12 protein-coding genes are annotated in these 13,449 nt (G+C 43.0%); 6 read left to right on the forward strand and 6 right to left on the reverse strand.

Annotation, left to right across the window (positions count from 1 at the left end; translation table 11 throughout):
• The first annotated feature begins 43 nt into the window (after positions 1–43).
• The gene (locus MSG37_RS00690; RefSeq protein ID WP_248468661.1) at positions 44–523 is read left to right on the forward strand and encodes a DUF2947 domain-containing protein; all 480 of its coding nucleotides are present in this window, start codon (positions 44–46) and stop codon (positions 521–523) included.
• A 41-nt stretch (positions 524–564) separates the two neighbouring features.
• Complete coding sequence (locus tag MSG37_RS00695; protein ID WP_248469122.1) at positions 565–1,125, forward strand: chalcone isomerase family protein; 561 nt, start codon at positions 565–567, stop codon at positions 1,123–1,125.
• 19 nt (positions 1,126–1,144) lie between these two features.
• Here MSG37_RS00695 and MSG37_RS00700 read toward each other — a convergent pair whose 3' ends face one another.
• The gene (locus tag MSG37_RS00700; protein WP_248468662.1) at positions 1,145–2,038 is read right to left on the reverse strand and encodes a DUF6268 family outer membrane beta-barrel protein; all 894 of its coding nucleotides are present in this window, start codon (positions 2,036–2,038) and stop codon (positions 1,145–1,147) included.
• A gap of 276 nt (positions 2,039–2,314) precedes the next feature.
• Positions 2,315–2,929 carry a TetR/AcrR family transcriptional regulator gene (locus MSG37_RS00705; RefSeq protein ID WP_248468663.1) on the reverse strand — a complete coding sequence of 205 codons (615 nt, stop codon included), beginning with the start codon at positions 2,927–2,929 and terminating at the stop codon, positions 2,315–2,317.
• A 190-nt stretch (positions 2,930–3,119) separates the two neighbouring features.
• Here MSG37_RS00705 and MSG37_RS00710 point away from each other — a divergent pair, with 190 nt between their 5' ends.
• Together MSG37_RS00710 and MSG37_RS00715 are read left to right on the forward strand one after the other, a co-directional pair.
• Entirely contained in the window at positions 3,120–4,232 is a 1,113-nt protein-coding gene (locus tag MSG37_RS00710) for an efflux RND transporter periplasmic adaptor subunit (RefSeq protein ID WP_248468664.1), read from the forward strand.
• A gap of 3 nt (positions 4,233–4,235) precedes the next feature.
• Positions 4,236–7,319: an efflux RND transporter permease subunit gene (locus MSG37_RS00715; protein WP_248468665.1), complete on the forward strand. Its 3,084-nt coding sequence runs from the start codon at positions 4,236–4,238 to the stop codon at positions 7,317–7,319.
• 60 nt (positions 7,320–7,379) lie between these two features.
• On the opposite strand, the gene MSG37_RS00720 is transcribed toward MSG37_RS00715, so the two are convergent.
• Positions 7,380–7,634, reverse strand: coding sequence for a DUF465 domain-containing protein (locus MSG37_RS00720; protein ID WP_248468666.1), 255 nt, complete (start codon positions 7,632–7,634; stop codon positions 7,380–7,382).
• Positions 7,635–7,839: 205 nt separating this feature from the next.
• Here MSG37_RS00720 and MSG37_RS00725 point away from each other — a divergent pair, with 205 nt between their 5' ends.
• Complete coding sequence (locus MSG37_RS00725; RefSeq protein ID WP_248468667.1) at positions 7,840–9,843, forward strand: methyl-accepting chemotaxis protein; 2,004 nt, start codon at positions 7,840–7,842, stop codon at positions 9,841–9,843.
• A 161-nt stretch (positions 9,844–10,004) separates the two neighbouring features.
• On the forward strand, positions 10,005–10,577 hold the full coding sequence (locus MSG37_RS00730; RefSeq protein WP_248468668.1) for a hypothetical protein: 573 nt from the start codon (positions 10,005–10,007) through the stop codon (positions 10,575–10,577).
• 78 nt (positions 10,578–10,655) lie between these two features.
• Here the strand turns inward: MSG37_RS00730 and MSG37_RS00735 are convergent, their stop codons facing one another.
• From MSG37_RS00735 to cydB, 3 genes are all read right to left on the reverse strand, one after another.
• Positions 10,656–11,909, reverse strand: a complete 1,254-nt coding sequence (locus MSG37_RS00735; protein WP_248468669.1) for a dicarboxylate/amino acid:cation symporter — start codon at positions 11,907–11,909, stop codon at positions 10,656–10,658.
• A 253-nt stretch (positions 11,910–12,162) separates the two neighbouring features.
• The gene (cydX, locus tag MSG37_RS00740) at positions 12,163–12,279 is read right to left on the reverse strand and encodes a cytochrome bd-I oxidase subunit CydX (RefSeq protein WP_220781134.1); all 117 of its coding nucleotides are present in this window, start codon (positions 12,277–12,279) and stop codon (positions 12,163–12,165) included.
• 15 nt (positions 12,280–12,294) lie between these two features.
• Positions 12,295–13,434, reverse strand: coding sequence for a cytochrome d ubiquinol oxidase subunit II (gene cydB, locus MSG37_RS00745; RefSeq protein ID WP_248468670.1), 1,140 nt, complete (start codon positions 13,432–13,434; stop codon positions 12,295–12,297).
• Positions 13,435–13,449 lie beyond the last annotated feature (15 nt).

Raw genomic sequence — 13,449 nt, forward strand, 5'->3', positions numbered from 1 at the left:
CGCCACCATTAATTTTCTATGATTTGATTTCGGAGATCGTCGCTTGGCACATACCTATATTCCATTTGAACAATACAAACGTAAGTGGATCTTTAATCATAAAGACCTTCCTGTGACTGATGAAGACAAAGCGCTGATCTTACCGCTTGATCAAAAATCATCGATGGAAGTTTGGAATAAATGGATAAGTAATAAAAGTAGCCGTACCGAACAATTCACTAAAGGTGACTGGGCAGCCAAAGACAGTGCTTGGGTGTTAACTGAACATTGGCAAAGTGCATGGGATAGCGAAGATCCAAAGCTACCTGAAGGTTTTGGCGAGCATTTTGACTGGGCTGACGATACCCCTGTGTATTTTTGCTATGAAAAATACCAAGTGGTTGAAACACGTTGGGACGTATTTGTCCGCAACTGGAAGTGCTTCCTGTTCTTTGACGACGGTCCTTTATTGATTTCAGCCAAACAAAAACAAACCGCACTATTTCACCAAAGCGGGCAGTTCCAATTAGGTTCTCGCGGCTAAATGTCGCCGCATTTTTAATAAAAGATGAATAAAAGATAATGATGAAATCCCTTTCTACCCTACTACTTGCAACTAGCGTATTGCTGTCATCTTCTCTACAAGCTAAAGAAGTCTCAGGCGTACAACTTAATGACTCTATTACTGTTGAGGGCCAAACACTGGTCTTAAATGGCGCTGGCGTGCGTAGCAAGTTCTTTATCGATTTATATGTTGGTAGCCTATATGTACCCGTAAATCTTAATACTGCTCAAGCAGCGCTTGATGCGCCAAGTGTTGCAGTACGCTTGAATATCACCTCAGGCATGATCACTGCCGATAAAATGAAAGACGCCATTAATGAAGGCTTCGACGATGCAACTGATGGTAATACCGCGCCAATTGCTGTAAAAATCGAGCAATTTATGGGGCTATTTAGTGCAGAAATCGTTGAAGGTGATCAATTTACACTGTTAGCGGATAAAGTAACGGGTGTTACCGCTTATAAAAATGGTCAAGCTCAGGCGACTATTGCTGGTGAAGATTTCCGCCAAGCAGTATTAAAGATTTGGTTAGGCAATGAACCAGCCCAAGATAGCTTAAAAGACGCTATGTTGGGCCAGTAATTTAACCTTTAGAGTCTATCTAAAATTTAAATGTGACATCCAGGGCTGCTGCGCCCTGGTTGTCGATATCTTCAGTGGTATCTTGTGGATTTAGCTCCAACTCACCATTAAAGAAGTAGCCTGCATAAGCATTAACGCTAACCGCTTTAGAAATATCCCAGCCTAAACGAATAAAGCTAACCCACTCATCAATTTCGGCAGTTTCTTTGTCATCAGCGATTAAAAACCGATTTGTTCGTTTTGATGTACCGAGGCCAATATTCCAATCAGGATCTAATTGATAACTCAGCTCTAGACCCGCCGGGCCACTAAAGCCTGCCGAAAACGGGTTACCTAATTTTAAGTTTTCAGTAATTTGCCAGCTCACCGCAACAAAAGGCACTGTCCTAACTTCGTCAATATCGTTTAGGTATGCCACACCTAAGCCTAATACATTACCGGAATCAAAGCGGTACATACCCGATAACACGGTACCATAACTTTCGGCATTGCTGGTTGATGCACTATCAGCGTAAGCATATTGCAACTTAGGCGCTAACATAAACATCCAGTTTTTATTGGGACGATATGACAGTGACAAACTCGCTCGATAACGCTCAATTTTGTCCCACGCTTGAGTGTTACCTTGTAAATTCGGTGAACGCCAGTCGTAATCCAAGTTGTCGTAACCAACACCGGCGCCAATAAACCACTTGTTACCTAATGGCATGCTCGCTTTAAAGTCAAACATCCATTGATCACGCTGCAACTCATTATTACCAACATCTGCAGTACCAGTAGTCATTCTGCTGGCGCTTAAACTAAATGGGCTTGGTCGATATGAAGAGGATTGAGTTTGCTGCTCTGCTAATACAGCTGGCGACGAAACTAACGTAGATAAGGCTAGCGTACTTATTGCTAGGGACTTTTTCATATTGCTAACTCCATTAGCTAATAATTATTCAAGTAAATGTTAATTGTAGATTTGGTATGACTCTACCCTACGCGCGTTCAAGACCAAAGGATCATTTTGTATCTGATTATTGTAGAACACTTTATTTAGTAGATGGTTATATCTTAATAATACGAAAAAAGCAGCGATTAGCTGCTTTTTCAATGTGATGGGATTACTGTTTGGCTATTTGTTTGAACTCGTTGTTTGAGCTAACTATATTCGACTCGAGTGTGCTTTTTAGTTAACTAAATCGTATTAACTGACTTTGTAAGCCTTTAAAAACATCTCTACTGTATCTTGTACATAGGCGTCGCGTTCAGGCTGTAAATCATCAACATTGAGGCCTAAATCTAAGCGCATTCTCACCTCGCCAAAAACCATTAAACACAGCCTTACCGCGCAGTGATGTGGATGCTTAAACTGATAAACGCCTAGCAGTGTTACCTTAGCTAAATAATCTGCCAGTAAACCTAGAATATGCTTTGGTCCTGCATTGTAAAATAGCTCTGAGATCTCAGGATGAGTATCAGACTGAGATACACATGCCTTAAAAACAGTTACCGCTTCTGGGCTAATTATCACCTCACCGAAATGTTTAGCAAATAGCCCTAAACTGACTTCAGGACTTGCTGGATCAGACAAAAGATCTTGATTAACCCCATGCACTAAACATTTAGATTCTATCGATGCGACAAACAAATCATCTTTACAACCAAAGTGCGAATAAACCGTTTGCTTAGACACACCAGCCAGTTTTGCCACCTCATCCATACTGGTATTAGGGAATCCATGCTCACAAAAAAGCTCTTTTGCAGCCTGTAAGATCTGCGCTCTTTTTTGTTCACTTCGATTCAATACAGGTGCATTCATATCCAGCAAAACTCCAACCATTAGCCTTAATCACATTCAGTTTTCTATTTAAGCATAGACTAGACTACCCAGTCCATTTATTAGCCAAATAGACTAGACAGTCTAGTTCTTAAACACTAGACTAGGCAGTCCAGTTTAACATTTATTCTACCTTGTGTACCTTAGTGCGCAACAAAATGGGTTGTATGCAATGATAACGATAAGATTTCTAACTCATCAAAAGTGGTTAATGGGTTTGGTTGCGGTTTCTTTTCTATCAGCTTGCCAAGACCCGGTAGTAGAGAATAAACCTCAGCCTAGCTACCAGTCCGTAAGTGCTGACTCACTAGAATTGACTGATGAATATCAATTTAGCCAAACATTCTCAGGCACTATTCGCTCAGGTAATACCACCGCAATCGGCTTTGAACTATCTGGAAAAATAAAAGAGCTTGCTGTAGACAGTGGTGATAATGTTAAACAAGGACAACTACTTGCCAAGCTCGACACCCGCTTACTACTCGCAGAACAAAATGAATTAAATGCAAGTTTGTCGCAGAACAAAGCCGACTTAGATTTAGCTAAAGCCACATTAGATAGAAGCTTAGGTTTACAGCAGCAAGGCTATGTCTCAGAGCAACAATTAGATGAACAAAAAGGTCAACTCAACAGCTTATTGGCCGCCAAAACTCGTCTTAATGCCTCTTTACTCGCTAACCAATTAAAAATCGACAAATCGAGTTTACTCGCCCCTTTTGATGGCGTCATAAGTAAACGTACTCATAACCTCGGTGAGGTCGTCAATCTTGGCAGCCCGGTTTACACTATCATTGAGCATAATAATATTCAGGCTTATATTGGCGTACCCGTTACTATCGCTACCACATTAAACACAGGGCAAAGCGTCGATATCACCGTTAGAGATCAACAATTTCTAGGTGAAATTGCAGGTATTGGTGCAGAGCTTCATCCCGTCACTCGCACAGTTGATCTGCGCGTGACCTTACCTACCTCAGCTCAAGTTATAAATGGTGAGCTTAGCTATTTAAACTATCAGCAAACGATTGCAAACCAAGGCTATTGGGTGCCACTTAGTGCACTTACCGATGGTGTGCGAGGCTTGTGGAATATCTACATCTTAAGCCAAGCTGATGGCAATCTATTTAGCATTGAGCGGCGCGATGTTGAAATTATTTATACCGCGCAAGATAAGGCCTATATCAATGGTGCAATAAGTCCTAATGAGCAATACGTATCTCAAGGCCTACATAAACTCGTTGCGGGTCAGCTCGTTACCCAGCAAGCACAGTTGGCGACGAGGTAAAGCATGGTTAAGTCATTGGTTGAAAATGGCCGCTTAATCAGCTTGGTCATTGCGTTATTGATTGTTGCAGGCTTGGGGGCAATTTCTAGCTTGCCACGAATGGAAGATCCTGAAATAACCAACCGTTTCGCATCTGTAATTACTCACTATCCCGGCGCCTCAGCTAAACGAGTTGAAGCCTTAGTCACAGAAGAGCTCGAAAGTGAACTAAGACAACTAGAAGAGTTAAAACTAGTGCAATCGACTTCAAGGCCGGGGATCTCAGTGATCCAGCTAGAGCTAAAAGATGATGTATTAGAAACCGCACCAGTGTGGTCTAGAGCCCGAGATCTGATTGCCGATGCCAAGGGCTTGTTACCCACCTCAACGCAAAACTCTACCTTAGATGATCAACTCGGTTACGCCAATACCGCCATTTTAGGCATAGCTTGGCGGGGTGGCGGTGAAGTACGTACCGATATGCTCAATCGTTATGCCAAAGAGTTACAAAGTCGATTGCGCCTACTAGGTGGCACTGATTTTGTTAATCTTTACGGCCAACCTAATGAAGAGATCTTAGTTCAGCTAGATGGTCACAAAGTTAATCAACTCGGTTTATCACCAGCAGTTATTGCACAAATTCTGCAAGATGCCGACACTAAAGTGTCTGCAGGCGAAATCAATAACCAACATTTTAAAGCTCTCGTTGAGATTTCCGGTGAACTAGACTCCATTAGCCGTGTAGCCCAAGTGCCTTTAAAAATTACTGCTGATGGTCAAATTATTCGCTTAGCAGATATTTCGAGTGTTAGCCGCCAGCCCAAAGAGCCAGCCAGCAGTATTGCGTTAATTGAGCACCAACAAGGTGTCATGGTCGCAGCTAGAATGCTAAGTAATACCCGTGTCGATTTATGGCTTGAACAAGTCAGAGCGGTAGTTAACGACTTACAAAGCAGTATTCCTGCCAATATTGAAATAGAGTGGCTATTCGACCAAGAAGGTTACACCACAGAAAGACTCAGCGATTTAATTGGCAGTCTGCTACTCGGTTTTATCATTATCCTTGTGGTGTTGATGCTCACTTTGGGACTGAGAAACGCCGTAATCGTGTCATTATCTTTGCCTCTTACCGCCCTCTTCACCTTAGCTTGCATGAAGTTTATTGGCCTACCGATTCATCAAATGTCGGTAACAGGCCTTGTGGTTGCCCTCGGTATTATGGTCGATAACGCCATTGTGATTGTTGATGCGATCTCTCAGCGCCGCCAAAAAGGCATGGATAGACTCAATGCGGTTAAACAGACTTTACAGCACTTATGGTTGCCACTCGCAGGTTCTACAATTACCACCATGCTGGCATTTGCGCCAATTGTGCTGATGCCCGGTGCCGCAGGTGAGTTTGTTGGCGGCATTGCCATCTCAGTAATTTTTGCTCTGCTAGGCTCATTTATTATCTCTCACACTATTATTGCCGGTCTTGCTGGTCGCTTTGGTGTAGATGGCAAAGGCACGCATTGGTATCACCACGGCATAAACCTTCCTTTTATGAGCCAAGCGTTTCGCCAAACGTTAACCTTAGCCCTATCACGGCCTTTACTTGCCGCGATTGTAATTGGTGTGCTGCCTGTTATGGGCTTTATTGCCGCTGGTAAAATGACTGAGCAATTCTTCCCGCCATCAGATAGGGACATGTTTCAAATAGAGGTGTATTTAGCGCCGCAAGCAAGCATTAGCCAAACTCGCAGCCAAATAGAAAAAATTGATCTCGACCTAAGACAAACTCAAGGCGTACAGCGCATTGATTGGGTTGTGGGCGGTAATGCGCCCTCTTTCTATTACAACTTATTACAACGCCAACAAGGTGCAAGTAATTACGCGCAGGCCATGGTCAAAACCCAAGACTTTGCTACAGCTAATCGCTTAATTCCGGCGTTACAAAAGTCATTAGATAAAGCCTACCCACAAGCACAAATTATTGTGCGTAAGCTTGAGCAAGGCCCACCTTTTAATGCACCAGTTGAAGTGAGAATTTTTGGGCCGAATCTTGATCAATTGCAAACGCTAGGTGAGCAAGTGCGCAAAGTGTTGTCAGACACTGCAGATGTTATCCACACCCGTGCCACATTGAGCGCCGGCGCGCCAAAAGTGTGGCTACAGATCAATGAAGATGCCAGCTTAATGAGCGGCCTATCGTTAACTGATATTGCTAAACAAGTTGAAATGGCAACCACTGGTATTAATGGTGGTAGCATTTTGGAGCAAACCGAGTCATTGCCGGTAAGAGTGCGCTTATCAGACAGTATGCGTGAGCAGCAAACTAAGTTGTCGTCTATTACCTTAGTCTCTGAAAGTGGTAACGGTATTCCTCTATCAGCAATATCAAGCAGTAATATTGAAGTCAGTCGCGGCGCGATCCCACGGCGAGATGGTCAGCGAGTGAATACAGTTGAAGCCTATTTAACCTCAGGAGTATTGCCGCAAACCGTGGTGGATAATGCCAGTAGAGCACTACAGAACATTGCGCTGCCAAGTGGTTACCGTATCGAGCTCGGTGGGGAAAGTGCCAAGCGCAATGAAGCGGTCGGTAACTTAATGTCAAATCTAGTGTTAGTCGTGACACTTTTACTCGCTACCGTAGTCTTGTCTTTTAACTCTTTTAGACTCACCGGCATAATTTTATTCAGCGCCATGCAATCAGCAGGTTTAGGTTTACTCGCGGTTTATACATTCGGTTATCCCTTTGGCTTTACGGTAATTATTGGTTTACTCGGCCTGATGGGTTTAGCAATTAATGCTGCTATCGTAATTATTGCCGAACTTGAAGAGCAAGCTGATGCACGAGCGGGAAATACCAAGTTAATTGTTGATTTAGTAACAAGCTGTGGTCGGCATATTGGCTCAACAACTATTACCACTATCGGTGGTTTCTTGCCGTTAATTATTGCTGGCGGCGGCTTTTGGCCACCTTTTGCCATTGCTATTGCAGGCGGCACGTTGTTAACTACCTTATTATCGTTAGTTTGGGTGCCGACTATGTATCACTTGATCATGGCACCTAGAACAAAGGCTAACTCAGCTTTAACAAAAGTTGTGCCACAGGCTCAGTAATTGTGACTCACACTAAAGCTCACCAACGACCTATTTCTGCCTGATTATTGCTAATGTAAATTAGTTACTCAGTTTCGAGTGGGCAACCAATAACCTGTAGATCTGATCTTTAAGATTAACTCGCTCAGCTTTAAGTTGATTAAAGTAAGCATCGCTACTTGGAACTTGATTCTGTTCGAGGCCACGAATTTGATGATCGAGTTTATGATAGCGCTTTGCTAGTAAGCAAAATGTATTATTAGTGGATTTAAGCTCGATAATGGCAGACAAATACTCCGGAAACTCATGGGTCAATAAGTGGTTTTCGCCCAACATATGCTTTCTCCTTTTTGTTTTAGACCATTATCACTATTCTACCTTATCTCGACTCAAATTATGGCTATCTATCACAGTTTAAAAACCAAGCAATATTCAGCTGTAAAGATTTCTTTAGAAAGCGAACACTTATAGACCTACATCAATTATTTTGTTCTGTAAATCAATTAGATTTAACTTACCGCAAAAAAGAATTGAACTCGATATGAACTATAAAAATTGGCCGATTGCAAAGCAAATCGGCATGCTTGCCCTCCTCCTTACCGTACTCATTTTTGGCTTCCTAGGTTGTGTATCTTATTTAACAGCATCTGATGTACTGCGTGATAAAGGCATTAGCGCTATGCAGGCGCAAACTACCGCTACTGCAGATTTAATTGAGTTACAGTACGAAAGCTTAGTCTCACTTGCAGAGCGCAACGCTGATGTATTTCGCGCTATGTATCCTGGTAATTTCTACAAGCCAGATAAAACAGTCAAAGTCATGGGGAAAACAACTCCAGCACTAAGGCATGAACGTGAGCAAATCAACGCCTCTAAAAGTAAAGTAGACAGATACTCAAAGCTTACTGGCGGTAACGCAACCGTATTTGTGCGTGATGGCAATGAGTTCATCCGCATCTCAACATCATTAAAAAATGCCGATGGTAAACGCGCATTAGGCTCTTATCTTGATAAAGACCATCCAGCTTATAGTGCCATGCTTCAAGGCAAAGATTTTGAAGGCTATGCCCAGCTTTTCGGCAAAGATTACATGACAATTTACCGTCCAATCAAAAACAGTAACGCTGAAGTCATCGGTATTTTATATACAGGTTTTGATATTAGTGGCTCCTTGGTGCAACTTAGAGAGTCGATCAACAAGCTACAGTTAGAAGAATCAGGTTCTTATTTATTAGTGCGCCAATTGGACTCGTCAATTGTTGCACATCGTCAACACCCTGTTGGCAGTAAACTCAGTACCGACAACCTCAATGGACTAACAATTGAGCAAGCTTTGACTCATCAAGGCTCTTGGGAATACACCAATAATCAGGGCGTAAAGGCCTACGCTTACACTATTGAGATCCCAGGTTGGAACTGGTCTCTAATTGGCCAAGTTGATGCTAAAGAACTAAATGAAGAAAGTATCTCGTTACTGAAAATCAACATGGCAGTGTCAGTAATTGGTATGATTGTAATTACCATATTGCTTTCTCAAGTGTTAGTTAGAGCATTAAAGCCACTTGGCACACTACAAACACAATTAGAAAAGTTAGGTGCTGGTGATCTTTCTCAGTATTTTGCAGCCTCAAGCACAAACAGCAAAAATGAAGTAGACCTGATTACTAACAGCACATCAAAAATGGCTACCAACCTGCGCGATCTTATATTAGCACTACAGCAGTCGGTTACCGCTCTGCAGGCTCACTCCAATCAAACACAAGAAACAGCACGTTTAAACGGTAAAGAAGCACAATCGTTAATGGCACAAACAGATCAAATTGCCACAGCGATTGAAGAGATGTCAGCCTCAGTGCGCGATGTAGCTAACCACGCCAATGAAGGTGCAAGCATGAGCCTGCGCGTAGATAATGCGGCTAAAGGCGGCCAAGCCAACTTAAGTAACCTAGTTAGCGGCCTACAAGATTTAAGCACTCAGTTGTCTGAAAGCCACAGCAGCGTAGAAGTGGTCAATCAAAATAGCCAAGCGATTAGTCAAGTTACTGAAGTGATTAATAGCATTGCCGAGCAAACCAATCTGTTAGCGCTCAATGCTGCTATTGAAGCCGCAAGAGCAGGTGAACAAGGTCGCGGCTTTGCAGTAGTAGCTGATGAGGTACGCACCCTTGCACAGCGCACTCAAACCTCTATTGCGGAAATATCTGACACCATTACCCAGTTGCAATCTCAAGTTAAACTTACCGCCGGACAGATGAATCACAGCAATGAGCTTGGCGACGCCTCTGCAGCCCAAGGCAATGAGGCTATTTCACAGTTAATGGAGATTAATAACAGCATTGCCGAGCTCGCCACTACTGCAAGTAGCATTGCTAGCGCCACAGAGCAACAGAGCGCTGTGGCTGAAGAGATCACCCGTAATCTGCATCAGATAACGGAACTTGCCAGAGATGGCGAGCAGCGCGCAGGCGAAAGCGTCGATTCTGCTGAGAGCTTAGCAACTATCGCAAACGAAATAAACACTAAGATCAGTGTGTTTAAGGCATAATCTTAAATAACAGCATATGCAAAGCTTCAGGCTAAAACAAAACGCTGAATGAAAGAGCAAAGCAACAGTTCGCTGTTGCTTTTTTATTGTTGATTTTGAGCCGGTTTGTCATTACCGTCCGCCCTATTCCTTTGCTTAAATTAAGTTCATAAAGAGAAAGTATGTTTAGAAAACTATTAATAGCATCGTTTATGCTATTTATGGCTGGTTGTGCCAATCCGCAAAATAACACGGTTGAAGGCAAGAAATTGCTGATTATTGCAGGTGAAGGACTCAATACCACTTATGAGAATAGCCTTGCGGCTAACCGCTTTCTATTTGAGGTTGGTAACACGTTTGCCACCGATCTTGGCCTACAACTTGAAGAACTTGGCTTTGACTCTTACCTGTTTGTTAGTAAAGACTCAGCAACCTATAAACAAGAATATCAACGCGCAGTAAACCGCTTAATGACCGATGAAACCATTGATGGCGTTGCCGAAATAAAAGTGCTGCACACTAAAAATGAAAGCACTAATGAAATTGCACTATATGCGACCTATTTTACTACCGACTTAATGGTGAAAGGCTGCGATCTACGCACCTCTAAAAATTGCTATAGCGTCAAAGAACTCGACAAAATAGGTGATAAAATCTATCAAATTGTTGACCAACAAACAGAGCAATTTAATACCACGCCGGTATCGGAAATGGTGATGGATACTGCGCTATTTATCTATCGCGCTGAGCTATAACAGCAAAGAGTTAATTAACCTAACCGTTACCAATGAAGTAACGGTTAGTTCCACTGGTGCCTAGCGCTTCTCTTCTAATTAACTACGCTGCCACTTATCGATCACCAAGGCAGCAATTATATCGCCCTCAACATTGACCGCTGTACGGAAGGTATCGAGCGGTCTTTCGATAATCAATAAGATCGCAATGGCTTCTAATGGAATGCCGGCAGCAAGTAACACCAACTGCATCCCGGACATTGAGCCAGATGGCATCCCCGGCGCGCCAATAGACGATACCATTGCCATCAAAAAAATCATGATTAGCCCTGTTGTAGTTAAATCTACACCAAATAACTGCGCTAAAAAAATAGCTGCCACACCTTCAAACAGCGCTGTACCGTCCATATTCATCACTGAACCAAGTGGCAACACCACACTACTGGTTGCAGGTGTAACACCTAACTCTTCTGCGCTTTTCATCGATAGCGGCAGCGTTGCAGCACTGGATGATGTCGCAAATGCCATGGCGAGCGGCGCACTAATCCCTTTAAACAAGGTGCGGATTTTTATGCCGGTAAGTAACTTTGCCAGGCTAGGTAAAACCACCAAACCATGCAGCATGGTTAAACCAAACACTAATAGTGCAAACATCGCCAACTGACTAAACAAGGCTTCACTGCCGCCAATCGAAAACTCAAGAATAATCGCGAAAATAGCCAGTGGAGAAAGTCGAATAATGCCGCCAACTAAGGTGTTAATGCCTTTATTCATGCCGCGAATAACTTCAAATAACACATGTTCTTGTGGCAATGCTATAAGCAGTGAAATACCTATCATGAATGAGAACACCACCACTGCGAGCAAGTTACCATTGGCTATTGCGGCCACAGGGTTTACCAGTGCCATCTGTAGCATTTTGGTCGCTATCGCGCCGCCACTTGCGGCTTCTGCTTCAATCAAGTTGGTGCCAGCTGCCAAAGGAACGGCTTGAGTCAGAGGCTCCCATGCAGGCATTAACAAAGACGCACCTAAACCAAGGCTTACCGCAATCGTTGTAGTGAACACATAAAAGCCCAATGTGCGTCTACCGAGTGTTTTTAATTTGGTAATAGCGCCAATGTTGCTTATGCCCTCAACCAAAGAGAGCATCACCATCGTGCCGACAACCATTTTCAGCAAACCGATATAAACCGTTTTACCTAGCATCAAGAATTGATACCAGCTCTGCTGACTAATGTTATTTACTTCACTCGGAGCACTAAACTCGGTGATCCCAGTTGCTAACAACCAAGCAGCGAACGCAGCTAATATCAACTGCAAAGGCAAAGAGCCACGAATTTTATTCCACATGAAGACTTCCAAAAATGATAAACAGATGAGCTAAGCAGCTGCTGAGAATTCAATGATTAACTTGAGATACGGCTAGAGACGAATCCTACACCATTGGCAAAAGGCTGAATTATAGAAAATAACAATAAAATGATAACTAGTTATTTTGGCAATTCACTATTACCAGTTGGTAATAATATCTATGAAGTAAAACTAAAAACAAAAAGCCCCGCGATTGCGGGGCTTTGCTTAACCATTTAACGATTGCAGAAGATTAATCTTCGCTCTCAGCATCACGGTCCATGTTCTCAGTATTTTCAAGCCAAAGCGCGTTGATAATACCAAACGAACAGGCTAACAATACACCTAAAATCCAAGCAAAATACCACATAATCTAGGCTCCTTATTAGTAAAGTGAGGTCTTGTTCTTTTCGATGAAGTCACGAGTTAAGCGACCAAACATCTTCAAGTAAGTCCAAACGGTATAGCTAAGTACAATCGGTACAAAGATGATTGCAGCCCAAGTCATTACAGTCAATGACATTTCACTTGCAGTCGAATCCCACATAGTCAAACTTACGTTTGGCTCTAGTGAAGATGGCATAACGAATGGGAACATAGCTGCACCACACGTTAAGATCACTGCAGCAATACCTAATGAGCTAAAGAAGAACGCAAAACCAGAACGGTTCATGCGGCTACATAGCAATACTAGGATAGGCATAAGTAAACCAATTACAGGGAATGCCATAGTCAGTGGGTACTTATCGTAGTTCACTAACCAAGCACCAGCTTCAACAGAAACGGTTTTCAGCGTTGGGTCAGAAACACCGTATGTGTCGATAACTGAAGTCACCACGTAACCGTCAATACCGTTAACTAACCATACACCAGCCGCACCGAAGAATACGAACAGGGCTACAGATAGCAACTGTGACATCTTAGCAGCACGAACACGTAGCTCGCCTTCTGTCTTCATTTGTAACCAAGTAGAACCTTGAAGCATAAACATGCTCACGCTCACTAGGCCGGCTAGAATACCAAAGCCATTAAGTAGACCGAAGAAACCGCCGTGGTAAGTAGCACGTAGGTATTCGTCAAAGTTAAACGGAACACCTTGTAGCAAGTTACCGAACGCAACACCGATAATTAGCGGTGGAACAAAACCACCTGCAAACAGTGCCCAGTCCCAAGACTTACGCCATCTTGGATCTTCAATCTTAGAACGGTAGTCAAAACCTACTGGACGCATAAACAATGCAAACAACGTCAGCATCATTGCCACGTAGAAACCAGAGAAAGACACACCATAGACCATAGGCCAAGCTGCGAATAATGCACCACCTGCGGTGATTAACCAAACTTGGTTACCATCCCAATGCGGGGCAATTGAGTTAATCATAATACGGCGATCAGTGTCGTCTTTACCGATAATCGGTAATAAGGCACCCACACCCATATCAAAGCCATCTGTGACAGCGAATCCGATGAAAAGCACACCAATCAGTGCCCACCAGATGAATCTTAACATTTCATAATCAAACATAATCAGATCTCCAGT

Source organism: Shewanella sp. 1CM18E (assembly GCF_023161665.1).
Lineage (GTDB): Bacteria > Pseudomonadota > Gammaproteobacteria > Enterobacterales > Shewanellaceae > Shewanella.